This is a genomic window from Roseibium algicola, from assembly GCF_001999245.1.
Lineage (GTDB): Bacteria > Pseudomonadota > Alphaproteobacteria > Rhizobiales > Stappiaceae > Roseibium > Roseibium algicola.
Genome location: NZ_CP019630.1, coordinates 1,293,546 through 1,319,002 on the forward strand (window position 1 = coordinate 1,293,546; position 25,457 = coordinate 1,319,002).

23 protein-coding genes are annotated in these 25,457 nt (G+C 58.6%); 5 read left to right on the plus strand and 18 right to left on the minus strand.

The window, feature by feature from the left end; all coding sequences use genetic code 11:
* Nucleotides 1–47 precede the first annotated feature (47 nt).
* Nucleotides 48–644: a PilZ domain-containing protein gene (locus B0E33_RS06045; protein ID WP_167579495.1), complete on the minus strand. Its 597-nt coding sequence runs from the start codon at nucleotides 642–644 to the stop codon at nucleotides 48–50.
* A 147-nt stretch (nucleotides 645–791) separates the two neighbouring features.
* On the minus strand, nucleotides 792–1,751 hold the full coding sequence (locus tag B0E33_RS06050; RefSeq protein WP_077293157.1) for a uracil-DNA glycosylase: 960 nt from the start codon (nucleotides 1,749–1,751) through the stop codon (nucleotides 792–794).
* A gap of 381 nt (nucleotides 1,752–2,132) precedes the next feature.
* On the opposite strand from B0E33_RS06050, the gene B0E33_RS06055 reads away from it, so the two are divergent.
* A complete protein-coding gene (locus B0E33_RS06055) occupies nucleotides 2,133–3,809 on the plus strand; it encodes an electron transfer flavoprotein-ubiquinone oxidoreductase (protein WP_023001953.1) in 1,677 nt (558 codons plus the stop codon).
* A gap of 860 nt (nucleotides 3,810–4,669) precedes the next feature.
* Here the strand turns inward: B0E33_RS06055 and B0E33_RS30845 are convergent.
* The 7 genes from B0E33_RS30845 to B0E33_RS06090 all read right to left on the minus strand — a co-directional run bounded on the left by B0E33_RS30845 (nucleotide 4,670) and on the right by B0E33_RS06090 (nucleotide 12,580).
* Entirely contained in the window at nucleotides 4,670–4,888 is a 219-nt protein-coding gene (locus B0E33_RS30845; RefSeq protein WP_139314097.1) for a hypothetical protein, read from the minus strand.
* A 117-nt stretch (nucleotides 4,889–5,005) separates the two neighbouring features.
* Nucleotides 5,006–6,310 carry a DEAD/DEAH box helicase gene (locus tag B0E33_RS06065; protein WP_023001956.1) on the minus strand — a complete coding sequence of 435 codons (1,305 nt, stop codon included), beginning with the start codon at nucleotides 6,308–6,310 and terminating at the stop codon, nucleotides 5,006–5,008.
* A gap of 332 nt (nucleotides 6,311–6,642) precedes the next feature.
* Nucleotides 6,643–7,767 (minus strand): PQQ-dependent sugar dehydrogenase, encoded by a 1,125-nt coding sequence (locus B0E33_RS06070; RefSeq protein ID WP_208997772.1) that lies wholly within the window; start codon nucleotides 7,765–7,767, stop codon nucleotides 6,643–6,645.
* 71 nt (nucleotides 7,768–7,838) lie between these two features.
* Nucleotides 7,839–8,186: a chorismate mutase gene (locus B0E33_RS06075; protein WP_077293159.1), complete on the minus strand. Its 348-nt coding sequence runs from the start codon at nucleotides 8,184–8,186 to the stop codon at nucleotides 7,839–7,841.
* An 81-nt stretch (nucleotides 8,187–8,267) separates the two neighbouring features.
* Nucleotides 8,268–10,562 carry an NADP-dependent malic enzyme gene (locus B0E33_RS06080; protein WP_023001959.1) on the minus strand — a complete coding sequence of 765 codons (2,295 nt, stop codon included), beginning with the start codon at nucleotides 10,560–10,562 and terminating at the stop codon, nucleotides 8,268–8,270.
* A gap of 107 nt (nucleotides 10,563–10,669) precedes the next feature.
* On the minus strand, nucleotides 10,670–11,326 hold the full coding sequence (locus B0E33_RS06085) for a ceramidase domain-containing protein (protein WP_322853556.1): 657 nt from the start codon (nucleotides 11,324–11,326) through the stop codon (nucleotides 10,670–10,672).
* A 27-nt stretch (nucleotides 11,327–11,353) separates the two neighbouring features.
* Complete coding sequence (locus tag B0E33_RS06090) at nucleotides 11,354–12,580, minus strand: aminotransferase-like domain-containing protein (RefSeq protein ID WP_023001961.1); 1,227 nt, start codon at nucleotides 12,578–12,580, stop codon at nucleotides 11,354–11,356.
* Between the two features lie 187 nt (nucleotides 12,581–12,767).
* On the opposite strand from B0E33_RS06090, the gene moaB reads away from it, so the two are divergent.
* Nucleotides 12,768–13,325 (plus strand): molybdenum cofactor biosynthesis protein B, encoded by a 558-nt coding sequence (moaB, locus tag B0E33_RS06095; protein ID WP_031269714.1) that lies wholly within the window; start codon nucleotides 12,768–12,770, stop codon nucleotides 13,323–13,325.
* A 53-nt stretch (nucleotides 13,326–13,378) separates the two neighbouring features.
* Here moaB and B0E33_RS06100 read toward each other — a convergent pair whose 3' ends face one another.
* Nucleotides 13,379–14,074 (minus strand): glycosyltransferase, encoded by a 696-nt coding sequence (locus B0E33_RS06100; protein WP_077290706.1) that lies wholly within the window; start codon nucleotides 14,072–14,074, stop codon nucleotides 13,379–13,381.
* A gap of 368 nt (nucleotides 14,075–14,442) precedes the next feature.
* On the opposite strand from B0E33_RS06100, the gene B0E33_RS06105 reads away from it, so the two are divergent.
* The 3 genes from B0E33_RS06105 (at nucleotide 14,443) to rnhB (ending at nucleotide 17,249) form a co-directional block, all read left to right on the plus strand.
* Nucleotides 14,443–15,285, plus strand: coding sequence for a substrate-binding periplasmic protein (locus tag B0E33_RS06105; RefSeq protein ID WP_077290707.1), 843 nt, complete (start codon nucleotides 14,443–14,445; stop codon nucleotides 15,283–15,285).
* A 155-nt stretch (nucleotides 15,286–15,440) separates the two neighbouring features.
* Complete coding sequence (locus B0E33_RS06110) at nucleotides 15,441–16,553, plus strand: PA0069 family radical SAM protein (protein WP_228148111.1); 1,113 nt, start codon at nucleotides 15,441–15,443, stop codon at nucleotides 16,551–16,553.
* Between the two features lie 45 nt (nucleotides 16,554–16,598).
* Entirely contained in the window at nucleotides 16,599–17,249 is a 651-nt protein-coding gene (gene rnhB / locus B0E33_RS06115) for a ribonuclease HII (RefSeq protein WP_077293160.1), read from the plus strand.
* A 203-nt stretch (nucleotides 17,250–17,452) separates the two neighbouring features.
* On the opposite strand, the gene B0E33_RS06120 is transcribed toward rnhB, so the two are convergent.
* From B0E33_RS06120 to B0E33_RS06155, 8 genes are all read right to left on the minus strand, one after another.
* Entirely contained in the window at nucleotides 17,453–17,932 is a 480-nt protein-coding gene (locus B0E33_RS06120) for a F0F1 ATP synthase subunit B family protein (RefSeq protein WP_023001967.1), read from the minus strand.
* A 10-nt stretch (nucleotides 17,933–17,942) separates the two neighbouring features.
* Nucleotides 17,943–18,503 (minus strand): F0F1 ATP synthase subunit B, encoded by a 561-nt coding sequence (locus tag B0E33_RS06125; protein ID WP_023001968.1) that lies wholly within the window; start codon nucleotides 18,501–18,503, stop codon nucleotides 17,943–17,945.
* Nucleotides 18,504–18,584: 81 nt separating this feature from the next.
* Nucleotides 18,585–18,809 carry a F0F1 ATP synthase subunit C gene (locus tag B0E33_RS06130; protein WP_006935776.1) on the minus strand — a complete coding sequence of 75 codons (225 nt, stop codon included), beginning with the start codon at nucleotides 18,807–18,809 and terminating at the stop codon, nucleotides 18,585–18,587.
* 70 nt (nucleotides 18,810–18,879) lie between these two features.
* Entirely contained in the window at nucleotides 18,880–19,629 is a 750-nt protein-coding gene (locus tag B0E33_RS06135) for a F0F1 ATP synthase subunit A (RefSeq protein WP_023001969.1), read from the minus strand.
* A 53-nt stretch (nucleotides 19,630–19,682) separates the two neighbouring features.
* Nucleotides 19,683–20,069 (minus strand): AtpZ/AtpI family protein, encoded by a 387-nt coding sequence (locus B0E33_RS06140; RefSeq protein WP_023001970.1) that lies wholly within the window; start codon nucleotides 20,067–20,069, stop codon nucleotides 19,683–19,685.
* 212 nt (nucleotides 20,070–20,281) lie between these two features.
* Nucleotides 20,282–23,740 (minus strand): chromosome segregation protein SMC, encoded by a 3,459-nt coding sequence (gene smc, locus B0E33_RS06145; RefSeq protein ID WP_077290709.1) that lies wholly within the window; start codon nucleotides 23,738–23,740, stop codon nucleotides 20,282–20,284.
* 87 nt (nucleotides 23,741–23,827) lie between these two features.
* Entirely contained in the window at nucleotides 23,828–24,463 is a 636-nt protein-coding gene (locus B0E33_RS06150) for a thioredoxin domain-containing protein (RefSeq protein WP_023001972.1), read from the minus strand.
* 364 nt (nucleotides 24,464–24,827) lie between these two features.
* On the minus strand, nucleotides 24,828–25,337 hold the full coding sequence (locus B0E33_RS06155) for a DUF721 domain-containing protein (protein ID WP_031269719.1): 510 nt from the start codon (nucleotides 25,335–25,337) through the stop codon (nucleotides 24,828–24,830).
* Between the last annotated feature and the right edge of the window lie 120 nt (nucleotides 25,338–25,457).

A 25,457-nucleotide genomic window follows, 5' to 3' on the forward strand; every position in this document is an offset into this window, starting at 1 on the left:
CAGGCCGTCAAAACCTTGTCGCACGGTTTAACGCGCCCAAGCGCTGTTCAACCACCGAAAGCGCTGATCTTCTTTTTGCGCTTGCGTTTCGGCTTTTCGTCTTCTTCTTTCATGCGCTCCAGAACGTCTTCCGGTTTGGGCTTGGGCGACGCTTCGAACGGCCAGGTGAGCCTGACACCGGCCTGGTTGTTCTTGCGCCAGACAATTTCTGCACTGATTGGCAGATCGAGACCGGGAATGGAGACCTCGATGTCATCGGGAAGTCGATCCAGCTTGTCGCCTTCCAGCCGGCATCCGGACCTGCTGGCATCAACGATCCGACATCTCATTGTTGCCGAATTGGTCTTGCCGCAAACGATTGCCGTGATCCAGACTTGCCGCCGGATCTCGCGGCGTTTTTCGCCTGACGCCTCTCGTTTGGTCCTAAAAGAAATTTGCGCTTGCTGATCGCCAAAGGCAATCACGGTCCCGCGGACCAGTTTGTCGAACCCGGCAAGGCGCAAGCCCACCTCCTCCTTCAGGAGGTCAACCCTGTCGGACGCAATCCAACAGCCGTTCTCTGTCAGATCATAGGCCGTTGCTTCGAAACACGACATGTCCGCCAAGTCGACGACGAGCGCCGAAATGCATTTGTCTGCATCCATCGTCATGACCGGTTGTTAAAATCACCCAGAGCGTTACACACTCAATGTTACAACCTGTAGTCTGAAATCCAAGTTAACGCAAGGTCACTTTTGATCTGAAAAAGAAGAAACGTTTGGATGATTGCAGGAAACCATGCAGTCCGAAGGCTATTGCGCTGCTTTTTCTGCCAGCTTCTGCTTGATCGCCAGAAAGTCACGCCAGGACAATCGCTTCTCAAGTGGACTGCGTAAAAGATACGCTGGATGGTAAGTGGCGATAGCCGAGATTTCCCTGCCCTTGCAGGGATAGGTCATCCAGCGCCCGCGCATCTTGCGGATGCCGTCCTGTACCCCGAGCAGGGTCTTGGCGGATGCCGCACCGAGAAAGACGAGCACGTCCGGATTGACCAGTTCGATCTGGCGCAGAATGAACGGCTTGCAGATCTCGGTTTCCTGCGGTGTCGGTGTCCGGTTGCCAGGTGGCCGCCAGGGAACCACGTTGGCGATATAGGCCGACGAGCGATCCAGACCGATCGCACCCAGCATTCTGTCCAGCAATTGGCCGGACCGGCCAACAAAAGGCAAGCCTTGAAGATCCTCGTCGCGGCCCGGCGCCTCGCCGACAAACATCAGCTTCGCCTGTGGATTGCCGTCGGCAAACACAAGCTTCTTGGCGGTCAGCTTGAGGTTGCAGCCGTCGAAACCGCCCAGGCAATTGCGCAGTTCCTCGAGAGTCGGGGCAGATGCCGCCAGATCCCGGGCTGCGGCGATTATCTCCCTGTCGGGCAAGACCGGCGCTTGCCCCGCAACTGCGGGCGGCACGGAAATCGTCTGGGGAGCAACGGGAGCTGCCGGAACCGGAGAGCCTGTCTGCCCCTGGAAATTGCCTGCCGGGGCCTGTTGCCGGGGCTGCTGAGCATGCGTGGGGGCTGTTGCCTGCTGACCGGCCAGCGCACGCTGCGCTGCCTGCGCACGCGTCAGCGCTACCCAATCGACGGGTTCGTCCTGAAGAAAACAATCGACACCCGCACCGGCATAAAAATCCAGCAGGGCTTCAAGGTGTCTCGGGTCGTTCGGGATCTGTTGCAAGAGGCTGCCTCCGGCGCGGAGTTTAACCGCCCCGATCATTTCTACAAGCATGCAGCGCCAGACCACTATCAATCCGGCCGGTTTTCCAAAGCCTGTGCACATTTTCGAAACTGCCGGGAATACCCATTAGTTACGTTTACGTAAACGTTAACTAAACACTTGACGCCCTGCGCCTGCTTTGGTCTATCTGATGCCCAACTGAAGGAATAGCGGCGAAATTTCGCAATTGCCGATGAAAAATGTCGTGTTTTGCGCTGCAAAATGGGGCAAATAGGCGGTAAGGGCTAATAGGCGCTGCTTCCGAACGGACGCAGGTAAGTTGCTCTAACAATTGGGCATCAGCCGTTATCCATACGCTGGTTCACTTGATTTGAGCACCTGGCGGCGCAGAAGTTGCCCTTTGGGCGGAGGGAGAAAAAGATGAGCGAACAAGAAGCGCTTGGCGAACGCGAAAGCATGGATGTGGATGTTGTGATCGTAGGCGCAGGGCCCGCCGGTCTTGCAGCTGCGATCCGGCTGAAACAGATCGCCAACGACAAGGGCGAAGAGCTGAGCGTTGTCGTACTGGAAAAGGGATCCGAGGTCGGCGCGCATATTCTCTCCGGCGCCGTGATTGATCCGATCGCTCTCGACAAGCTGCTTCCGGAATGGCGCGAAGAAGACACGCCGATCAAGACGGCAGTAACCGACGACCACTTCCTCGTGCTGGGGCCGGCAGGTTCCATGCGTTTGCCGAACATGTTCATGCCGAAACTCATGAACAACCACGGCAATTACATCGTCTCGCTTGGCAATGTCTGCCGCTGGCTGGCCGAAAAGGCTGAAGCGCTCGGCGTTGAAATCTACCCGGGCTTTGCAGCTGCCGAGATCCTCTATGACGATAATGGCAACGTGGTTGGTGTTGCGACGGGCGACATGGGCATTGGCCGGGATGGCAAACCCAATGCCATGTTTACACGCGGCATGGAGCTGCGCGGCAAATACACCCTGATCGGTGAAGGCGCACGTGGCTCTCTGGCCAAGCAGCTGATCGAGAAATTCGACCTCGACAAGGACAGCGACGTGCCGAAATTCGGCATCGGCATCAAGGAGCTGTGGCAGATCGACCCGGAGAAGCACCGGCTTGGCCTGGTGCAGCATTCCTTCGGCTGGCCGCTTGACGGCAAGACCGGTGGCGGCTCGTTCCTCTATCACCTGGAAGACAACCAGGTCGCTGTCGGCTTCGTGGTTCACCTCAACTACGAAAACCCCTGGCTGTCGCCCTTTGACGAGTTCCAGCGTTTCAAGACGCACCCGGCGATCCGTGACACCTTCGAAGGCGGCAAGCGTATTTCCTATGGTGCCCGTGCCATTACCGAAGGCGGTTTCCAGTCCGTGCCGAAACTCTCATTCCCCGGCGGTCTGCTGATGGGTTGTTCCGCAGGCTTCGTCAACGTGCCGCGGATCAAGGGCTCCCACAATGCCATGCTGTCCGGCATGCTGGCGGCAGAAGAAGTCATGGCCGCAATCGGCCGCGGCGAAGCACACAACGAGCTGGCCAATTACGACACAGCCTGGCGCGAAAGCCCGATCGGCAAGGATCTCTGGCGTGTGCGCAACGCAAAGCCGCTGTGGTCCAAATTCGGCACCGCTATCGGTGTTGCCCTCGGCGGTCTCGACATGTGGACCAACGAGCTGTTCGGCTTCTCCTTCTTCGGCACAATGAAACACGGCAAGAAGGACGCCGACACCCTGAAGCCGGCCAAGGACTGCAAGAAGATCGACTATCCGAAGCCGGATGGTGTCGTTTCCTTCGACAAGCTGTCTTCGGTGTTCCTCTCCAACACCAACCATGAAGAAGATCAGCCGATCCATCTGAAGGTGAAGGACGAGGCACTGCAGAAGCGCTCGGAACACGATGTCTTTGCCGGTCCGTCCAACCGCTATTGCCCGGCTGGCGTATACGAATGGATCGAGGAAGGCGAAGATGCGCCGCGGTTCCAGATCAATGCGCAGAACTGCGTCCACTGCAAGACCTGCGATATCAAGGACCCGAACGGCAACATCAACTGGACCGTTCCGGAAGGCTCCGGTGGACCGAACTATCCGAACATGTAAGGTTCGCTGCCAAACTGGAAAACATTGAAAGCCACGGGGAAACCCGTGGTTTTTTTGTGCCTTGAAAAACGAACAGCACCGGAAAGGAAGCCTTCCCGGTGCTGCAGTCTTGCGGCCGATGGGTCGTAATCAGGCTGGCGTATGTGGGGGTCCAGCCTGTTGCGGTTGTCAAACACACGGACAAGGCCGAGTGGACATGCCACTCCGCTTGCTGCCGCGTGGTTGCCCGCGCCACAAGTTCGTACCCGTATTAACAACGGGCAATTCTTATGAGGTCGTTGGTCCCGATGGAGCCAGCGTGCACATTTATCCCAGAGATGATCTGGATTTTTTTCGGGTTTCGATTTGTTTAATTCTGTTAACCAAAACCGTGATGGCGCCGGAATAAACTCCCCCTACGGCAAGGTCAAATAAATAATGAGACGAATAAAAACTTGTTATGACTCCAAAAGACAAAATTATACCAACTGGTCAAAAAATGTCTGGAATACGCCTTAACTGAAAACACGGAGCCTGGAAAATAAGAGTTGTTCGAAAATACCGATCAATACATCGCGATATTTGACAGTATAACTATTGCCGGGTTTTTCCGTTTATAAACAATGTGATAAGGAACTTATCGACCTTCAGAGGGTATATAAATTTTTTCTATATAACAATAAATTAAGAAAATGAATTAGCCAATTCTTTGAAATCTAAGCGTTTATTTCAACCACTCAACCATCAACTCCATCTGAGGTTGTTCGTCAAATCCATCGCTATTTCACCAAAAACAAACTAACTAGCTGAAATTACTGATAAATCTATTTATCCACATACCAAATAGCGACCAGCTGGTTGTGATTGCAGTCTCGCGTTGGTTAATTTACTTTTACTTTCACGGGGCAAATTTGTAGCAAATCACCAAGATCTTGGTGACTTTCTACAAGTTCTTCGCGGAGTTCCCGCGGTTTTCCCGAAAGCTTAACGAGATCGAGCCGCGCAAGCGGTTGGATACCTTGTGGACAGGAAGACAGCAGGGTCATAACCAGCCGGCGGCGGTTCTGGTTCGGATCAGGCGGTTCATCCACCAAATTCATTCAGCACTGTTTCAACAGTTCTGAAACCCATCGACCACAAGGTTCGGCACCGGGAAGGCCACTTCCCGGTGCAATTTTTTTCACATCACAATGAACTGCGACGTAACCCGTCAGTCGTCAGGCTGCATCTCTGCGTGTGTTCTGACGACGGCGACGCGGAGGACGACGGTTTTCGGACGCGTTGTCGTTGGCGCCGGAGGACGACTGCTTGCGGAACGGCTTCTTGCCGCCCGGCTTGCTGTTGCCATTCCGGTTTCCGCCGCGCTTTGCGCGCCCGGCAGCCGCGGACATCGGCGGAATTTCACCACCGGCAACCGTGATATCGATACCGATCAGCTTCTCGATCTGGCGGAAGAGACCGATTTCCTCCGGAGCACACAGGGCAATCGCCTCACCTTCCGCACCGGCGCGGGCCGTACGGCCAATTCGGTGAACGTAGGCTTCCGCAACTTCCGGCAGCTCGAAGTTATAAACGTGGCTGACACCCGGGATATCAATGCCGCGAGCGGCAACATCGGTTGCCACGAGCACGTTGATGGTGCCTTCCCGCAGATCCTTGATCGCGCGGTCACGCTGGTTCTGGCTCTTGTTACCATGGATCGAGCCAGCGGAAATTCCGGAATGCGCCAGCTTGCGCATCAGCCGTTCCGCACCGTGCTTTGTGCGGCAGAACACCAGCGACAGCCCGTCCGGCTTGTCACGAAGCTGATCAACCAGGAAGTCGCCCTTGTCGTTCTTGTCCATGAAATGAACTGACTGGGTAACCTTGTCAGCGGTCTTGCCGGCCGGAGCAACTTCGACCCTCTCCGGGTTGCGCAGATAGGACTGTGCCAGCTCGTTGATCTGCTTCGGCATGGTTGCGGAGAACAGCAAGGTCTGGCGCTTGTCGGCCACCAGGCCCGCGATCCGGCGCAGGGCATGAATGAAGCCCAGATCGAGCATCTGGTCGGCTTCGTCGAGCACCAGGTAGGAAGCGGTGCGCAGGTCGATCGCTTCACGATCTACCAGGTCCAGCAGCCGGCCCGGTGTTGCCACCAGAATGTCGGTGCCCTTTGAGAGCCGCTTGATCTGGCCATTGATGGACACACCACCGACAACGGAGGAAACCCGCAGCGGCGTATGCTTCAGGAAGGAAATCAGGTTCTTTGCGATCTGGTTCACCAGTTCGCGGGTCGGAGCCAGAATCAGCGCCCGTGTGCCCTTGGGAACCGCTCTTTTCTTCTCCAGGAGAAGCCGGTCGATCAACGGCAGGCCGAAAGCAGCCGTCTTGCCCGTACCCGTCTGTGCCAGACCCATGAGGTCCCGGCCTTCCAGGATCAACGGGATGGCTTTTTGCTGGATCGGTGTCGGAGCGTCATAGCCGTTTTCGGTAACGGCAGTCACAAGGCCATTGGAGAGTCCCAGGCTTTGAAAGTCGGTCAATATAAAATCCTTGGTTCAAGCGAAACAAACGCTTGTTAAGCCGCACGTCATTGACGGTGCGACTTGAAGTTGGAATGCGGCACAGCCGGCAGCCATCGCTACCCGGTCTCTCTGCCGCCAGACCCTCGCGTGAAATGGGAACTGGTTGAACCCCTCATTGGGTTCTTGAAGTGGCAACCCTCTTGCGACTGCCCGCCAAGAAACTTCTCTTGTCCGGGGCGCACTCTCTGCTCACGCGGCAGCGGTTGCAGTGCGGTATATCGTCGGGAACGGCCCTAATGTCAAGCAGAGAAGCCGCAAAAGCGCTTACAGCTCAAAAAGTTCGGCCTGCCTCAAGGTTGCAGCCGCAGCAACCGGCCATCGTCGCTGTCTGTCAGAACATAGACGTAGCCATCGGGGCCCTGCCGGACATCGCGTATCCGCTCGCCCAGATCCGTCAGCAGCTTTTCCTCGCCGACAACCGCTCCGCCGTCGAGGTCAACACGGGCAAGGTGCTGTCCGGCCAGCGCACCAACCAGCATGTCGCCCTTCCAGTCGGGATATCGGTCGCTGGTTACAAAGGCCATGCCGGACGGCGCGATGGAGGGATCCCAATAGTGAACCGGCTGTTCCATGCCTTCCTTCGACGTGCCTTGACCGATGGTTGCCCCGGAGTAATGGCGTCCGTAGGAAATCACCGGCCAGCCATAGTTCTTTCCGGCTTCGGGAATATTGATTTCGTCGCCGCCACGTGCCCCGTGTTCAACTGTCCACAAAACGCCGGTTTCAGGATGGATCGCAGCCGACTGCGGATTGCGATGACCATAGGACCAGATTTCCGGCTTGTAGCCTTCCTGCCCGATAAAGGGATTGTCCGGAGCAGGTTGACCGTCCCTCGTCAGACGCAACACCGATCCGGCGTGGTCCGAGGTATCCTGAGCACGCTCGCCGTCTCCCCGCTCACCGACGGTCATGAACAAGGTGCCATCGGGCGCAAAAACGAGGCGTGATCCGAAGTGGCGGCCTCCGTAGGCCTTGTTGTTGCCGGAAAAGATCGTCTCGCCATCTTCCAGCGCGAAGCCTCCCTCAAAGGCACCGGTAAGCTTCGCCCGGAACAGGGATGTACCGGCGCCCTCTGCCGATCCTTGGGAATAGGACAGAAAGACCGTCCGGTCGGTGGCAAAGTCCGGGCTGAGCGCCACGTCCAGCAGACCACCCTGTCCTTGTGCAAAGACTTCCGGAACACCGGTAACTTCGCTCTGCCTGCCGGATGCATCAATGTGCTTCACGGTCCCGTCGCGTTCCGTCACCAGGTAGCCCTCCTCCGGAAGGAAAGCGACGCTCCATGGGTAGGACAATCCCGTGGCAACGGTTTCCAGCTGAACCGCGGACTGGGCCATAGCGGCAGGGACAATCGGCAGGACGAGCGCTGCGGCCATTGCGGCCACGCCTGGAAGAAGATGCGAATTCAGGGTCATTGGGGCTCCACGGACGATCCATACTCCCTGATAGGTAGGAGACCGAACGGTCTGGAAAACCCGGCACGGTGCTAAAAATCGGAGCCCGGTTTCGTCGGCTCGTCCTGCAGCGCCTCGAGTCGTGCGGCGATTGTTCGCTTCTCGAAGGCCACGTTCCAGTCGATCAGCGTTCGCCAGACCGCTTCCGCCTGGGCGCCTTCCAGCCCCAATTCTTCCGCCCGGTCTTTCAGAGCAGCCACCATTGTTTCAATCCTCTGATGATCAAAGGCCTCATCAGGGTGCTGTTTCAGGTCCGCCATCCGCCGGACATAGCCCTGGCGACGGGCAAAGAGCTGCAGGAGTTCTTCGTCAAGCGCATCAATTGCGGTGCGGATATCCGTTTTGCTGACGCAGTCGGCTGGCTGTTTCACAAGGGTCATGGCAGGCCGTTTGAAAAATGGAAAAGCGGACCGGTTGTACCGGTCCGCCTTGTTCAACAGAAGGCGCGATTTGAAGCAGGACTAGCCGGCGGACCGGGTCTGTGCCTCGACGCTGGCAAGCGCCGACATGTTCACCACGCCGCGCGAGGTGACAGACGGTGTCAGGATATGCGCGGGCTTGGCCGTGCCCAGAAGGATCGGTCCGACATGAAGCGCCTGGGTCGAAACCTTCAGAAGGTTATGAGCAATGTTGGCCGCATCCAGGTTCGGGAACAGAAGCAGGTTGGCCTCGCCCTTCAACTTGCTGCCCGGCATCACCCGCTCACGCAGCTCCACGCTGAGCGCGCTGTCGCCGTGCATTTCGCCATCGACTTCCAGTTCCGGATAGCGCTTCCAGATCATCTCCAGCGCTTCGCGCATCTTGCGCGAGGACGCCGTGTCGCGAGAACCGAAGTTGGAAAGCGACAGCAGGGCGATCTTCGGCTCGATACCGAAGCGCCGGATTTCCTCAGCCGCGAGGTTGGCCATTTCGGAGATCTCTTCGGCGGTCGGGTCTTCCGTCACGAAGGTATCCGACAGGAATATGGCCCCTTGCGAGTTGATCAGCAGCGACATGGCCGAAAGGTCCCTGGCCGTCTCGCAAACGCCGATCACCTGCTTGATGTCCCGCAGATGGCGGATAAACCGGCCTTCCAGACCGCAAATGACCGCATCGGCATCGCCGCGGCGCACCGCAAGGGCGGAAATTACCGTGGTGTTGGTGCGCACGACCGTCCGCGCTGCATTGGGCGGCATGCCCTTGCGGCCGACACACTCGAAATATTCGTCGACATACTCACGGTAGCGCGGATCGTCCTGCGGGTTGACGAACTCGAAATCGACATCGGGACGAATGCGCAGGCCAAAGCGTTCGCAGCGTTGCTGCAGAACGTCCGGACGGCCAACCAGGATCGGCTTGGCGATATTGTCTTCGATCAGCACCTGAGCGGCACGAAGAACACGTTCGTCCTCGCCCTCGGCATAAATGATCCGCTGCGGGTCCTTGCTGGCGTTCTGGATGATCGGCTTCATGATGAGGCCGGACCGGAAGACAAAACGGTTCAGCCGGTCCAGATAGGCCGTGAAATCCTCGATCGGGCGCGTGGCGACACCTGTTGCCATGGCCGCCTTGGCAACAGCCGGTGCAATGCGCAGGATCAGGCGCTGATCGAACGGCGAAGGGATCAGGTAGTTCGGCCCGAAGGTTTCGGTCTTGCCGCCGTAGGCACGGGCGGCAACGTCGGACGGTTCCTCGCGCGCAAGGCCGGCAATTGCCTCGACGGCGGCCCGCTTCATTTCCTCGTTGATGGTGGTCGCCCCGACGTCGAGCGCACCCCGGAAGATGTAGGGGAAGCACAGGACGTTGTTGACCTGGTTCGGGTAGTCGGACCGTCCGGTACACATGACCACGTCGTCACGGACAGCCTTGGCGTCCTCCGGCATGATTTCCGGATTGGGGTTGGCGAGCGCCAGGATCAGCGGGCCCTTGCCCATCTTTTCCACCATGCCCGGCTTCAGCACGCCGGCAGCGGACAGCCCCAGGAAGACATCGGCGCCGTCGATTACCTGATCGAGCGACCTCAAATCCGTCTTCTGGGCAAAGACCGCCTTCCATTCGTCCATCAGCGCCTCGCGGCCTTCATAGACGACGCCTTCAATGTCGGTAACCCAGATGTTCTCCCGCTTCGCCCCCAGCGAGACGAGCATGTTGAGGCAGGCAAGCGCAGCCGCGCCCGCACCGGACGCCACAATCTTGGCTTCCTCGATCTTCTTGCCGGCAAGGTCCAGACCGTTGCGAACCGCGGCACCGACGATGATCGCCGTGCCATGCTGATCGTCGTGAAAGACCGGGATCTTCATACGTTCCCGGAGCTTCGATTCAATCATGAAGCATTCGGGCGCCTTGATGTCTTCCAGGTTGATACCGCCAAAGGTCGGCTCCAGAACCGAAACCGCATCGACGAATTTTTCAACGTCGGTCTGGGCCACCTCGATATCGAAGACGTCGATGCCGGCGAACTTCTTGAAGAGAACCGCCTTGCCTTCCATCACCGGCTTGGATGCCAGCGGACCGATGTTGCCGAGGCCGAGCACTGCCGTGCCGTTTGAGATGACGGCGACCAGATTGCCGCGCGAGGTGTAATTGGCTGCCAGTGCCGGATTGTCGGCAATCGCAAGGCACGGCGCGGCCACGCCGGGTGAATAGGCCAGCGCCAGGTCGCGCTGGTTGCCCAGCGGCTTGATTGCCTGGATCTCCAGTTTTCCCGGGCGCGGATGCTCGTGATAGAACAGGGCCGCTTCGGTCAGATCACTTCCGGTCTTGCTGCTGTCGCTCATGACGGTCCCTGTCTCCTGCCTCTTCCCTAAGGTCATATTGTTGTTCTGCAAAGCTCTGCGGCCTGTCCGCAAGGATGATCTGCAATTTCGTGAATACTCTGTGTGATTTAACCGGCGCGCTGCCTGATGAGAACCCGTAATAGCAAAAACAGCACGACCCCGTTCAGGATATGCCACAGGAAATGCGTGCCAATGGCAAGTTGATCGCAAACCGGGCCGTCCAGCGTCCGGAATGTCAGTGAAACGGCAAAGACGACACCTGTCAGCAACACCTCACGCCCGAACCGCACATTCTTGCGAAGAAACAGTGCCCCCACCACGAAGATCGCCAACAGCGCAGGCACATAGCCTGCAGATGAGCCGACCAGTGGGGCAACCGCGCGCCCGGCAAAGGGCGTGACTGCGAAAAACACGATAACGATGCCTAGCGCCGCCCACCAGGACAGACCCAGAAACCGGTTCAGCGCCGCAAAGAGATAGACATGGATAAACAGCGCGATCGGGATGACATCGGCAAGGCTCGCCCAACGTGTCGCGAAGGTGTGAAACAGGAACGACCCCAGGCCGGTCACGAAGACGATGCCGATCAGGACAAGGGCAAAGAGATCGTCCGGTGTCTTGCGGCGCCAGAGCATGTATCCGGCAATGGCCGCAATCAGGAAAGCCGCATTGGTGAGCGCATTGAGCGGCTCGGACCAGAACTCCGGCCCGATCCGCTCACAATAATTGTCCAGCTTGTCGGTCAGCGCCATCGGCTCCAACACCCGCCCCTGCTTCTTCCCTCGAAGGACTTACAACTTGGACGTGACAGTTTCGGTAATCAAGCGGCCAAGCCTTGAAATACCTTCTTCGATTTTCTGATAGTCGTTGCAGGAGAAGCTGAGCCGGAGGGTGTTCGCCCCGGTGCCATCCGGATGGAACGCACGGCCGGGAACGAAGGCGACACGCGCCGTTTCGATGGAGGTTTCCAGCAGAGTTGCCGCGTCCATACCTTCGGGCAGGGTCATCCAAATGAACATGCCCCCTTCCGGGCGGGTCCAGCTGACGCCAGCCGGCATGTGTCGCTCAAGCGCGGCCAGCATTGCATCGCGTCGGGACTTGTAGACCGCATTCGTCTTTGCCGTATGCGCTTCAAAGACATTTTCGGCAACCCGGGCCATGGCTTCCTGGTTGAGCACCGGCGAGTTCAGGTCACTCGCCTGCTTGATCAGAACCAGCCTGGAGATGACTTCAGCCGACGCACAGATCCAGCCGAGGCGCAATCCCGGTGAGAGCGACTTGGAAAAGCTGCCGCAGTAAAGTGTGCGGGCGTTGTTGATGCCTCCCGAGGCTTCGCAATCAAGCGCCAGCATCGGTGGCAACGGTTCGCCGTCATAGCGCAGCGCCTCGTAGGGCGAATCCTCAATGACTGCACAGGAGAGTTCCCCGGCCAGTGCCAGCAGGCGTTGTCGCTCGGCCAGATCCACCGTCAGGCCCGTGGGGTTGGCGAAATCGGGAGAAAGGTAAGCGAACTTGATCCGTCCCCCCTTTTCGCGCGCGGTTGCCGCATAATCTTCCGCAGGGCGGTTGGCTCCAGGGTCAAGCCGGTCGTAACCGGGCTCATAGGCATTGAAAGCCTGCAATGCGCCCAGGTAGGTCGGCCACTGCACCAATGCGGTATCGCCTTCCGTGAGGAACAGTTTGCCGATGTAATCGAGCCCCTGCTGAGACCCGGAGGTGACAAGAATATTTTCTGGTCCGCACTCGACGCCAAGGCGGCGCATGTGGCTGACGATCCAGTTGCGCAGACGGGCGCTGCCTTCGCTCATGCCGTATTGCAGTGCGCGGCCCGCGTCCGGACCTGCCAGAATTTCCTGATAGGCTGCCTTGAACGCTTCGGCGGGGAACAGAGCCTGGTCGGGAATGCCGCCGGCGAAGTTGATCACATCCGGCTGGTCCAGCAGTTTCAGGAGTTCACGGATTTCCGAGGCGCGCATGCGGCTGGCGCGTCGGGCGTATAGGCTTTCCCAGGTTGTCATTGTTGGCTCGTTGCATTTTTGGATTGGTTATTTAAGTCAATAATACTGACCTAACTTTTTTGCAAGTGTCTCAATCTTGTTATTTTTTGTAATTTTATTTCAATATCAAAATGCCGCGACAGTTTGCTTGCTGCCTCTGGAAGCCATTGCGGCTATTGCCTATGTCTGGAGAGCAAAGGAGTTCGCCATGTCCCGTCTCGATGAAACCCGTCCGTTCATTCCGCTCAACATTGCTGTGCTGACGGTATCGGATACGCGCAAGCTGGAAGAAGACCGCTCCGGCAACACGCTGGTGGACCGGATCGAAAAGGCAGGACATACGCTTGCGGACAGGCAGATCGTCACCGACGACGTTCCGGCCATTCAGGCGGTCGTCAAAAGCTGGATCAATGACAAGGGCGTGGATGTGATCGTCTCGACCGGCGGCACCGGCTTTACCGGCCGTGACGTGACACCGGAGGCTATGGAGCCTCTGTTCGAAAAACGCATGGACGGCTTTTCAGAGGTCTTTCACCGGATCTCCTACGACAAGATCGGCACCTCCACGATCCAGTCCCGTGCGACCGGCGGCGTCGCCGGGGCGACTTATATTTTCGTGCTGCCCGGTTCCCCAGGCGCCTGCAAGGACGCCTGGGACGGTATCCTGAAATGGCAGCTGGACTATCGTCACATGCCCTGCAATTTCGTGGAGATCATGCCCAGGCTGGACGAGCACCTGAAGCGCGGCAAGCTGCGGGAGGCGTGAGCGCCACCACACCGAAGAAGAGCGTCTCCGCCCAGAACCGTGCAGTGCCTTGTTCAGCCGTGCAACTTGACGGCAACACTTGCTGGAATGCGCAGGGTACCGACGCAAAAGCGTGCGAAGGCCTGGCGGAACCTGGAAAACATCCCTTCCCGCTCGGGTTCACCCGAAGAGACGGCGGCAGCCCGCAGGAACACCATCCGCCCGCGTCCGATACGCTTGGCGATATCGAGATCTTCCAGCTCCGGCAGCGGCCGATGGCCGCCGAGCTTCTGATAAAACTGTCTGGAGATCAGCAGGCCCTGGTTACCGTAAGGCATGCCAAGCAGTTGAGACCGCAAGGCTGCAAAAGACTCGCTTACCCGCGCACTGAGCCCGAAAGCCTCATAGCGAAGGCGGAAGCTTGCGGCGGTCCGTGGACCGTTGGAGGCACGGGCTGCCCGCTCGATGAAGGCCTGGGCCTCATGATGCCAGCCGCTTTCCAGAAGCGTTTCCGGCCGCAGGAACAATAGCCAGTCGCCCCGGCTCGCCATGGAGGCGCCATAGGCAAGGCGTTCGCTGCGGGAAGCATTGCCCCGGCTGATCCAAACACACCCGGCCGCGTCGGCAACCTTCTCGGTATTGTCCGACGAACCACCATCGACCACGATAACTTCGCGGATAACGCCCTCTGCAGCTGCCGGCACCAGGGCCGAAAGCGCGTGAACGAGCTCGGTTTCGGAATTTCTTGTCGCAATGATGATGCTGATCATGATCTCAAGTTTTACATGATTTTTTTCAAAGTGCGAGTGTCGGTGACGAAGCGGGAGCTGTTTTTTGTTGGGGCTCTTAACAAACTCCAATAATCGGTCACCAACCTTCGCGATATATATCGCCAGGTAATGTCTACTTTGGTTGCATGAAAAGAAAAGACCGGGCGAAAGCTGTAGCAGTACCTCTTTCACATTTGTCATAGGGCCGTGAAAAGTTGCTCCAGTGTGAAACCGATCGGTATCCATTTGACGGTTTTCAGGAAAATAGCCCCTCTCTGGCAAATGGAAGTGCCGGATTTCATGTTATCTTAAGAGTGCATACCAAAGCTGAAAGCTCTTACTTCGACCAGAACCCAAGCGATCGCGCCATGACGACACCCGATCAACAGCCAACTTCAGGCGCAGGATACCTGACGCAGACGCTCAGTCGGATTTTCACGGGGCTCGCCGGGTTTGTTCTGTCCATGGCTTTGCTGGCCGGGACAGCATCGGCCCGAGACCTCGTGGTGCTGGCAACCCCGGAAGAGCCATACAAGTTTCTTGAAGATGGGGTGTACAAGGGTATCGACGTCGAAGTTCTCGATGAAGTCATGCGCCGTCTCGGCCTTTCCTATTCGCTGGAACTGGTCGAATCCGGAACCCGCATCCAACAGGAAGCGCGCGCCGGACGGGCGGACATGCTGCTATTGTTTTCCAAGAAGCCGGACCGGATGGAGTACCTGAACTATCCGGACGAAAGCTACATCGACATCAGCTGGAGCTTCTTCATCCGCGCCGAAGATGCCGGGACAATCCGTTTCGAAGGTTACGACGACCTGAAGGGGCTGCAGATCGGTATCACGCAGGATTTCGCCTATACGCCGGAGTTCCTCAACGCCGGCCTCGACTTTCAGACGGTCGCCAGCAACAATCTCCAGATCGGCATGCTGCTGGCAAAGCGTGTGGATGCCGTTCCCATGAACACCATCAGCACGCTCTACGAGGAAAAGAAGGCCGGGAGGCTGGACCAGTTGGCGACGTTACCGCTGCCGCTGATAACGAAGCCCTACTACAACGTCTTTGCCAAAGCTTCGACCTACCCGGACATCGAAAGCCTTCCCGGACGCTACGACGAAACCATTCGCGAGATGCAGTCCGACGGGACGCTGGATGCGATCCTGATCAAATACCTTGGTCGCCGGCCAGGTCACGATGATCGTGGCGGTTCCTGAATTCCGGCCTGGTCTGCAGTCCACCATCTTTTGAAGGTCAAATCCCACAAGGTGTAAACAGCATCTTGCGTCGCGTTGGCGTCGTGATAATGTTCTTGTTATGTTCCATTTCGTAACCTGGACGTTCTCGCGTGCCCTTCAGTCCCCCCGATGAAATTTCACTACCAGCCGACGCAGCCGGCCTTGTACCCGATGTCCGCTCCGTTGCCGAGCACAGGCGGCGGGGACGCGCGGCTGCGCTCAATGCCTCCGGCCGCTTCGAGAAATTAACTCGTGAATGTTTCGACGATGGCTGGGAAACGCTTGAAGACCTGCCGCCGCTGAAAACCCAGGTGCAGGAAGAGCGTGCGCGCACAATCATCACCCGAAACGAGTCGCCGGATATTTCCTTCGACCGCTCGATCAATCCGTACCGGGGCTGCGAACATGGATGCATCTACTGTTTCGCCAGACCGAGCCACGCGTTCATGGGGCTGTCTCCAGGCCTGGATTTCGAAACCAGGCTGTTTGCCAAACCCAATGCCGCACAGTTGCTTGAACGTGAACTTTCCCGCCCCGGTTATCAGCCGCGCGTGATCGCCATCGGCACCAATACTGATCCCTACCAGCCGATGGAACGCGGCTACAAGCTTATGCGTGAGATCCTGGAAGTGCTGGACAATTGCTCCCACCCGGTTGCGATCGTAACCAAGTCAGCCCTGGTCACGCGAGATATCGACATTCTGTCGAGGCTGGCAGAACGAAATCTGGTGAAGGTTGCCTTGTCGGTCACGACGCTCGACAAGAAGCTCTGCCGGGCCATGGAGCCGCGTGCGTCTGCACCCCACAAAAGGCTTGAGGCCGTCCGGGCTCTCTCCGACGCGGGCATTCCCACGTCCGTAATGATGGCGCCTGTGATCCCAGCCCTGACAGACAGCGAAATTGAAAACGTTCTGGAAGCGGCAGCCGAGCATTGCGCGACGGAGGTCGCCTACATCCTTTTACGGCTTCCCCTGGAAGTGTCGGAACTCTTTCGGGACTGGCTGCTGCGAGAGCGTCCGGACCGTTACCGCCATGTGATGAACCTGATCCGCGCCATGCGCGGCGGCAAGGACTATGACGCCAAATGGGGCGAGCGCATGCGCGGGAGAGGTCCGTATGCCGACCAGATTGCCAAACGGTTCTCGCTGGGAGCGAAACGCCTTGGCCTCAATCTGCGTCGCCGAAAGCTCAACACCGAGGCCTTCGTCCAGCCGCAAAAAGGCGGTGTGCAATTGGACCTGTTTTGACGCAAGATCTTGAGAAACTTGCTGCCGGACGGCAGGGTGCAGTTCATGACGTTCAGCCCTTCCCTCTTTGACCTTGCCTTTCCCGATAGCCCGGACCTTGTGATCGAGCGTAAGCACGCGAAATCCTTTGACGGTCGGCTCTGCGGCGTAGACGAAGCCGGTCGCGGCCCCTGGGCCGGGCCCGTGGTCACGGCCGCGGTTATCCTGGATTACGACCGGGTACCGCTTGGCCTCAATGATTCCAAGAAACTGACCGAAGCCCGGCGCGAAGAGCTTTTCGAGCAGATTGTTGCTACAGCCCATGTCTCGCTCGCCAGCGCTTCACCGGCAACGATCGATGCTGTCAATATTCGCACCGCAACCCTTTCGGCCATGATGCGAGCCGTCAATCACCTGCCTCTGGTTCCCGACTACGTTCTTGTCGACGGCCGCGATGTGCCGCATGGGCTGCGTCAGGCCGGGCAGGCATTGATCAAGGGAGATGGCCGCTGCCTGTGCGTTGCGGCTGCCTCTATCGTTGCGAAGGTGACAAGGGACCGGATGATGGTTCACCTCGACGCCAGTTTTCCGGACTACGGGTTTGCCCAGCACAAGGGGTATGGCGTGCCGCAGCATCAGGCAGCCCTGGAACGCCATGGGCCGACAGTTCATCATCGCCTCAGCTTCAAGCCGGTCAGGCTGGCTGCAGGTACTTGAGGTTCCAGACATAACGGGGTCGGTTTAGACGGCAGGAAATACGTTGCAAGTCAGCGACACTCCTCTCCTTTCGGGCACGTCAACACCAACCGGCAATAGAGACCGCTGCCGATTAGTGCCAAGTAGCGTGCGAATTGCCTGCCGCAACAAAAAAGCGGCCCCGAAAGGCCGCTTCTTCAATTCGTCAGCAGAGTGGACCGAACTTAGTTCAGCCGCTCCTTCACCTGCTCAATGCTCTTGGCGAGGATGTCGTCGGCGACTTTATCCTTCACCTTCGCTGCAAGGATTTCCTCGGCAGCGGCAACGGCAATGTCAGCGGCCTTGGCACGGACTTCAGCGACTGCCTGGCTTTCAGCCTGTGCAATCTTGTCTTCCGCAGCCTTGGTACGGCGAGCAATCATTTCTTCCAGAGCCTGGCTGGTTTCGAGCGTCAGGCGCTCGGCTTCCGAGTTGGCTTCTGCGATGATGGCTTCCGCTTCGCTTTCGGCTTCATGACGCTTGCGCTGATACTCGGACAAGAGAGCCTGGGCTTCTTCACGCATCTTGCGTGCGTCTTCCAGTTCCTTGCGGATGGTTTCTGCGCGTTCGTCCAGTGAACCGTTGATCTTGGCCGGAACCTTGACGTAGAAAATCACGACGAAGAACAGGATAAGACCGATCAGGGCCCAAAATGTAGCATCCATGACGGTCTCCTCAGTTCATCGCCGACTTGAGCGCCTTGGTCAGGTCGGTCTTGGTCGGAGCTTTGCCCATCAGCTGCTCAACGAGCGCTGAAGCGGTTTCTCCGGCAATATCCCCGATCTGAGAAAGGGCATCGGTCTTGGTTGCAGCGATCTGTGCTTCAGCCGCTTTCAGCTTCCCGTTCAGCTCGGCTTCCGCCTTTTCGCGGCGAGCTTCGTGATCTGCCTTGAGCTTGGTCCGCGTCTCGTGGGCAATGCCATGAGCCTTGTTGCGGGCCTCGGCCAGCGCCTGCTCGTAAGCTGCGATCGCAGCGTCGGTTTCTTCCTGCAGCCGGTTGGCTTCGGAAATGTCACCGGCGATACGGTCCCTGCGGTCTTCCAGAATGCCTGCGATCCGCGGAACGGCCACATTCTTCATGATCCAGTAGAACACGCCGAACGTGATCGCGAGCCACAAGAGCTGGGAGGCGAATGTGGTGCTGTCAAAAGGCGGGAAACCCGCGCCATGCTCTGCGGCCGGCACTTCTATGGCTTCGTGCATGCCTTCTGTGGTCGAGTGAGTTTGGCCTGCCATTTCCAGTCTCCTAAATCCGGCTGGGCGGCGCTAGAGAGCGCCGCCACCGGAGTCGCATCGATAGTCGCTAAGGTTTAGCGATTAAGCGAACAGGAGGATCAGAGCCACCAGCAGGGAGAAGATGCCCAGAGCTTCCGTCACGGCGAAGCCGAAGATCAGACGGCCGAACTGGCCATCAGCAGCGGACGGGTTGCGCAGAGCGCCTGCGAGGTAGTTACCGAAAATGTTGCCAAGGCCGATGCCTGCGCCGCCCATGCCCAGGCATGCGATACCGGCACCGATGTATTTTGCTGCTTCTGCTTCCATGACACGTGCTCCTAAATGGTGTTTGCAGATTGCTCACTCGCGGCGCAATGGCCGTGTGATTGGGTTACCCTCAGTGTGAAGGATGAATGGCGTCGTTCAGGTACATGCAGGTCAGAACGGTGAAGACGTATGCCTGCAGGAACGCGACCAGGAATTCCAGAGCCGTCAGGGCAACCGTCATTCCGAGAGGGAGAATGGATCCGAAGATACCGACCGCACCCATCGCGCTAAGGCTGACGATGAATCCGGAGAACACTTTCAGCGTGATGTGACCGGCGAGCATGTTCGCGAAAAGACGAACGGACAGGCTGATCGGGCGCGAAAGGAACGAGATCACCTCGATCAGCGTCACGAGCGGGATCAGTGCACCGGGCACGCCGCTGGGGACGAAGAGCTTGAGGAACTTCATGCCGTTTTTCATGAAGCCGTAAATGATCACGGTAAGGATCACCAGCATCGCCAGGGCGAAGGTCACGATGATGTGGCTGGTGATGGTAAAGAAGTACGGGAACATCCCGAACAGATTGGCAACCAGAACGAACATGAAGAGCGAGAACACGAGAGGGAAGAAGCGCATCCCTTCCGTTCCTGCTGAACTTCGCAATGTTCCGGCAACAAACTCATACGCCATTTCCGAAATCGACTGCAGGCGGGTCGGAACGAGTCCGCGGCCACTGGTCGAGAAAATCAGGAATGCAGACGTCGCCGCCACGGTCAAAACCATGAACAACGAAGAGTTGGTAAAAGAGAAATCCATGCCCCCGACTTCAATCGGGAATAGCGTCTGGATATGGAACTGATGGATCGGATCGTTCGCCACCGGCCAGCCTTCTTCGTTCGTTCATATCAATGCGCCAGAAGGCGCGACAAATTCTATTTCGATCTGTCGTTCTGAACGTCTTTTTCGCGCTGGACCTTGGCATCCGGCTGCTCGACTACACCGGCCGCGCGCAGAACGTTCAAGACCCCGGCTACGAAACCCAGCAACAGAAAGACAATCAGCCCGAAAGGCGACGTCCCAAGCCACTGGTCGGCAACCCAACCAATCCCGGCCCCCACCAGCACGCCGGCGATAAACTCCGAAGAGAGTTTCATTGCCTGCGCGTATCCGGATGAGCTGCTTTGCGACTTCCGAGCGGTCTTTTCTTCAACCACCCTTATGTCATCAAGCTTCCGGTTCAATTGAGCCCGCCGTTCCGACAGACCTGCTTCCGGGGAACCAACCGCCCGATCCTTGTTATCGCCGTTTTGCGAAGACATGTTCTTAAGTCCTCAGCTCGCGCCGACATGCTTGATCCGACAACTGGGGAGCCCCCTAAGCCGCGCGCACCATAGTCGGCACCTCATGCCGTGTCAAGAAGCCTGCACTAAACTCTATCCACTTGAAAAATATAGATCTTTTCTGTTTTAACAGAATCAGCCAGACCTAAGTTGCATAAGGTTTTCGCGGCAGTGCCGCACCAGACGCAATCTTAGCCAGTTTCGCGGAATCGCTCTGCCGTCTCCAGATCGACCGAAACAAGCTGGGAAACCCCGCGCTCGGCCATCGTCACGCCGAAGAGACGGTTCATGCGCGCCATGGTGATCGGATTGTGCGTGATCACCACAAATCTGGTTTCCGTGCTCTTGGCCATCTCGTCCAGGAGATCGCAGTAACGCTCCACGTTCGCGTCATCCAGCGGTGCATCGACCTCGTCGAGCACGCAGATCGGCGCAGGGTTGGTCAGGAAGACCGCGAAAATCAGGGACATGGCCGTGAGTGCCTGCTCACCACCCGACAGCAGCGTCATGGTCTGTGGCTTCTTGCCGGGAGGGCGCGCAATGATTTCCAGCCCCGCATCCAGCGGATCATCGGAATCGACCAGCTGGAGTTCGGCCGTGCCCCCGCCGAAAAGATGAGTGAACAAGCGCTGGAAATGACCGTTGACGATCTCGAAGGAGGCGAGCAGACGTTCGCGCGCCTCGCGGTTGAGATTCGAAATCCCTGTTCGCAGACGGCGAATCGCCTCGATCAGGTCGTCGCGCTCCGAGGTCAGCGTGGTCTTCTGATCGTCGATTTCGCGCAGCTCCTCCTCCGCGCGCAGGTTAACGCCGCCAAGCCGTTCGCGCTCCGCCTTCAGCCGTTCCAGCTTGCGCTCCATGGAATCGGGATCCGGCAGCGGTGCGCCTTCCTTCAGACCAGCGATTTCCGGCAATGCCGTTACCGCAACCTCCAGGTCCTCGTCGATCCGCCGTTCCAGGTTCTGCTTGCGGTCGCGGGCGGCTTCCAGCCGTTCCTCGGCGCGAATCTTCTCTTCTCGTGCGCCCGCCATCGCTTCCATCGCGGCCTTGGCTGCACGGTCGACGTCGGCAAGATCCAGTTCCGCCTGCTGAAGCTGATCGTCCCGCGCCTTCTTTTCCTCTTCTGCCTTGGCAATGGCGGAAAACACGTCGCGGCGCTTGATTTCGATGTCTTCTGGCGCCTCGATCAGCTCGGCCCGCTCTTCTTCCGCTTCTTCACGCCGTTCCTGCAAAATGGAAATCTGCTGGGCGGCATTGGCAGCACGGGTCTTCCAGCCGTCATATTCCCGGGCGATGGCTTCAAGCCGCCGGTCACGCATCTGCTGTTCGCGGGCAAGCCCCTCTGCAACGGCCCTAGCCTCGGCCAGGGCGCCGCGTGCGGCCGCGACCTGCCCCTGCAGTTCTTCAATACGATCGCGATAGCTGGTTCCGTCTGGCGCTTCTTCCAGGCGTTCTTCGGCCTCTGCCAGTTGTTCACGTGCCAGCTCGGCCTCTTCACCAAGACGCTGTGCCCGGTCCTGCGCAGCTTCCAGCTTGGCGGCGAACTGGGAAACGGCCCTTTCCGCCGCAGCCAGGGCTTCGCGCGCCGCGGCCGCCTGACGCTGGCCGTCACGAACCTTGCCCCTGGCCATCTGTTCAAGTTCGACGGCCTGCCGAACCCTCGTTGCGGCACCTTCCAGTGCCTGCTGACGATCCTCAAGCTCGCGCCGGGCCTGCTCGATTTCATCTCCGAGTTCAGCAAGGCGGTTCTTCTGCGCCAGGCGCTGTGCCGCCGGTGTCGGCGCATTGGCCGCGATTACGAATCCATCCCAGCGCCACAGGTCGCCTTCCACGGAAACCAGACATTGCCCCGGTTTCAGGGTCGTGCGCAGGCCTGGCCCGTCGGTCTGGTCGACAAGGCCGATCTGGCGCAGGCGGCGGCTCAGCTCGACAGGGGCTTCAACCACCTCGGCCAGACTGCGGGTTCCTGCCGGCAAGGCTGGATCGCCATCATGAGAGAGGACACCACCCCAGCGAACAGCAGCAGCTTCTTCAAGTGAGGCATCAAGGTCTTCACCAAGTGCCGCCCCCAGAGCCGTTTCAAAGCCCTGCTCCACCTGGATCTGCTCGACAACCGGCGTGTGATCCTGTTCGGAGTGAACATTCAGCACCTGCTCCAGCGTCCTTGCCTCTGTCTCGAGGCCCTGCAGCATCTGGCGGGCATCACCAACGGGTCCACGTGCGGACTGTTCCTGTTCGCGCGCTTCACGGGTCGCGGTTTCGGCTTCTTCCGCGGCAGCTTCCGCCTCCAGAAGAGATTCCTCGGCCATCTCCAGCGCTTCCCGGTTCTCGGAAACGCCGTCCTGTTCGGCCATGCGTTCGTTGATTTCCTGAAGAGCCTTCTGAGCGTCCTGAGCCTGAGCTAACAACCGGTCCGAGCGCTGGCGGCTTTCCGCGACTGCCCGCTCCAACTGGCGGCGTTCGGCGGTTGCACGCGCTTCGGCCGCGGTCAGGTCGGACAACTGGTTCTCCAGCGTTCCCACGGTCTCTTCGGCCTCGGCCACCTTTTCACGAGCGCTTTCGGTGCGCTCCTGCACCATCTCGTTTTCTTCCAGTAGCTCTGCGCGTTCTTCCGACAAGCGCTCCAGAACCTCGTCGTTCTCGGACACCATGGACTGTTCGCGCCGGATATCTTCCGCCAGCTGCACCAGGCGGCGCTCCAGATCCTGAAGCTTTTCCTTTACCCGCCGTTCTTCCGCGTCCAGTTCGTTGCGGGCGATCACCAGCCGCTGCAAGGCGGCGCCCGCCCTTGCCGCATCCTCGCGCAGTTCCGGCAGCTTGTGGGCGGCGATAGCCTGGATGCGGGCGCTTTCCGCCTGCAGACCGGTGGCTTCGTTCACCTGCTTCTGGGCTTCGGCAAAATGGCTTTCGGCTGTTCCCAGCGCATCGCGCGCCTCGGTCCAGCGAATGTAAAGGATCGAGGCTTCAGCCCCGCGGATTTCAGACGACAGGTTACGATAGCGCGAAGCCTGGCGCGACTGGCGGCGCAGATTGTCGAGCTGGCTGTCGATCTGAACGAGGACATCTTCCAGTCGTTCCAGGTTCTGCTCTGCGGCGCGAAGGCGAATTTCCGCCTCATGCCGGCGCGAATGCAGACCGGAGATACCGGCGGCTTCTTCCAGGATCTGCCTGCGGGAGGTCGGTTTGGCGGCAATCAGCTCGCCAATCTGCCCCTGGCGCACCATGGCAGGTGACCTGGCGCCTGTGGATGCGTCGGCAAAAAGAAGCTGCACGTCACGCGCACGCACATCCTTGGCGTTGATCTTGTAGTTGGAACCCTGCTCGCGTTCGATACGGCGGCTGACTTCAAGCGCATCGGCATCATTGAAAGCGGCAGGCGCCGTACGGTCCTGGTTTTCCAGGTAGAGCGTCACTTCCGCGGTGTTGCGCGCCGGGCGGTTCAGGCTGCCGGAAAAGATGACGTCGTCCATGCCGGACGCACGCATGTTCTTGTAGGAGTTTTCGCCCATCACCCAGCGAAGGGCCTCGACAAGATTGGACTTGCCGCAGCCATTCGGCCCGACCACACCGGTCAGGCCGTTGCCGATGATGAACTCCATCGGTTCGACGAAGGATTTGAAACCGACAATGCGGAGCTTGGAAAATTTCATTGGCGCCCGTGCCTCCTGGACACGGACACCTGAAGATCACGAGCTTGATCGGCGCATACCGAAAAGACCGGCGGACAGACCGCCAGTCTAGAGGTTTGCGTCAATAAGTTTGCCCATCTCTTCAATCGAAAGCGCCCCCGAGTGCTTTTCGCCATTGATGAAGAACGTCGGGGTGGAGTTCACGCCAAACTCGTTTGCACCGCGGTTTTTCACCGCATCGATGGCGTCGAGCAGACCCTGGTTCCCCAAGCATTCCTCAAAGGACTCTTTTGTAAAACCTATCTGCTTGGAAAAGTCGAGCATGGATTGGTACGGATTGTCGGTAAACGCCCAGGTCCGCTGCTGTTCGAACATGATGTCCACAATCTCGAAATATTTGTCCGCAGGAGCGCAGCGGGCGAGCATGAACGCGCCGGCCGCAACCGGATCCAGCGGGAATTCGCGGAAAATGAAGCGAACCTTGCCGGTATCGATGTAGTCGGCCTTCAGGGCCGGATAGGTACGCTCATGGAAATTGGCGCAATGTCCGCAGGTCATGGATGCGTATTCCACAATCGTGACCGGCGCGTTTTCGTCGCCAAGAATCTTGTCGCCCAGCGGGCCGGGTTTGACCAGCTCGTCCTGGTCGACGGCCTGCGCAAGAGCCAAGCTCGAACCGGCAAGGCAGAATGCGGCCGTCGCCAGGGCAGTGGTTTTGAGAAACTGTCTACGGGTCTGGGTCACGAAGATCGTCCTGTCACATTAATCAAGCGCTGCACCGGCCGGTGCGTGGATCGAAGCACATCCTGTCGGATATCCTGGCCGATCGGGTTAATTGATACCGGGCCACCCTATTTGCGTTCAGCTGAATGCAGGATGAACCAGCTTGCCGCTTTCTGTGCCCTCTCGGGCAGGCGGCGTCAACAAAGCTTATCAAATGTGGCAGGAGCGAGGACGGTCAAAGGCTATTAAATACTGGCATCCTCCCTTGACCCGCCGACACCAACACAAGGGAAATCCTGAGTTCTTCGATATCATGCCAAAGTCGGCGGCACGTTTGCCAATGCCGGTTTCACAGAGTTGTTATTGGAAGAAGTAATGTGGACCGTCAGGCCGCATCTTCTGCGCTGCGGGCGATAACCTGGGCGCCAAGCTTCCTGAGCGCCTGCCGCAGGCGGTCGTTCTCCACCCCCTCCAGCCGCGCTTCGAGCTGCTGTTCCTCGGTTTGCGTCAAGTCGCGCAAGGGCTTCTTGCGCACGGGCTGCTTCACCAGAACCGGCTTCTGCAGGATCTTGATGCGGCCGATGGCCCGCCAGCCATAGAAAGTATTGATACGCTCGATCACCTGGGCACTGTCATGAGACAGGATCAAGGCTGTCGCCCCGTCGGTGTGCACCACCAGCGTCGCCGGTTCCGGCGGGTTTTCCGGGTCGCCGCGTTCAGGCTGCCGCGGCCAAATCAGCCTGTCCGGCTGCACGCGCGTGCCGTAACGCTCGCCGACAATATCGGCCCAGGAGGCAATGATATCGACGGACGCAAATCCACGCTTCCGGCAAACAGGCGTCATCGCCTTGCCGACAAGATCGGCCAGCGATTTCACCCCCTTCGAGGCGTGCACGGGATTTGCCTTTGTAGCGCTAATAGCCTACCTCCTCATCCAGATGTAAGGTGCGGCGATTTGCCGGCCATTTTCCGGATTGGGGTGTTGTGTCTCAATAGAATACGACAAAATGACGAC

Excerpts from the sequence above, each read along its gene's own strand:
- B0E33_RS30845 (WP_139314097.1), bottom strand. The coding sequence starts at position 4,888 with ATGAATTTGGTGGATGAACCGCCTGATCCGAACCAGAACCGCCGCCGG.
- B0E33_RS06055 (WP_023001953.1), top strand. The coding sequence starts at position 2,133 with ATGAGCGAACAAGAAGCGCTTGGCGAACGCGAAAGCATGGATGTGGAT.
- B0E33_RS06070 (WP_208997772.1), bottom strand. The coding sequence starts at position 7,767 with ATGACCCTGAATTCGCATCTTCTTCCAGGCGTGGCCGCAATGGCCGCA.
- B0E33_RS06120 (WP_023001967.1), bottom strand. The coding sequence starts at position 17,932 with ATGGATGCTACATTTTGGGCCCTGATCGGTCTTATCCTGTTCTTCGTC.
- B0E33_RS06105 (WP_077290707.1), top strand. The coding sequence starts at position 14,443 with ATGACGACACCCGATCAACAGCCAACTTCAGGCGCAGGATACCTGACG.
- B0E33_RS06090 (WP_023001961.1), bottom strand. The coding sequence starts at position 12,580 with ATGACAACCTGGGAAAGCCTATACGCCCGACGCGCCAGCCGCATGCGC.
- B0E33_RS06080 (WP_023001959.1), bottom strand. The coding sequence starts at position 10,562 with ATGAGCGACAGCAGCAAGACCGGAAGTGATCTGACCGAAGCGGCCCTG.
- B0E33_RS06130 (WP_006935776.1), bottom strand. The coding sequence starts at position 18,809 with ATGGAAGCAGAAGCAGCAAAATACATCGGTGCCGGTATCGCATGCCTG.
- moaB (WP_031269714.1), top strand. The coding sequence starts at position 12,768 with ATGTCCCGTCTCGATGAAACCCGTCCGTTCATTCCGCTCAACATTGCT.
- B0E33_RS06100 (WP_077290706.1), bottom strand. The coding sequence starts at position 14,074 with ATGATCAGCATCATCATTGCGACAAGAAATTCCGAAACCGAGCTCGTT.
- smc (WP_077290709.1), bottom strand. The coding sequence starts at position 23,740 with ATGAAATTTTCCAAGCTCCGCATTGTCGGTTTCAAATCCTTCGTCGAA.
- B0E33_RS06075 (WP_077293159.1), bottom strand. The coding sequence starts at position 8,186 with ATGACCCTTGTGAAACAGCCAGCCGACTGCGTCAGCAAAACGGATATC.
- B0E33_RS06125 (WP_023001968.1), bottom strand. The coding sequence starts at position 18,503 with ATGGCAGGCCAAACTCACTCGACCACAGAAGGCATGCACGAAGCCATA.
- B0E33_RS06140 (WP_023001970.1), bottom strand. The coding sequence starts at position 20,069 with ATGTCTTCGCAAAACGGCGATAACAAGGATCGGGCGGTTGGTTCCCCG.
- B0E33_RS06050 (WP_077293157.1), bottom strand. The coding sequence starts at position 1,751 with ATGATCGGGGCGGTTAAACTCCGCGCCGGAGGCAGCCTCTTGCAACAG.
- B0E33_RS06045 (WP_167579495.1), bottom strand. The coding sequence starts at position 644 with ATGGATGCAGACAAATGCATTTCGGCGCTCGTCGTCGACTTGGCGGAC.
- rnhB (WP_077293160.1), top strand. The coding sequence starts at position 16,599 with ATGACGTTCAGCCCTTCCCTCTTTGACCTTGCCTTTCCCGATAGCCCG.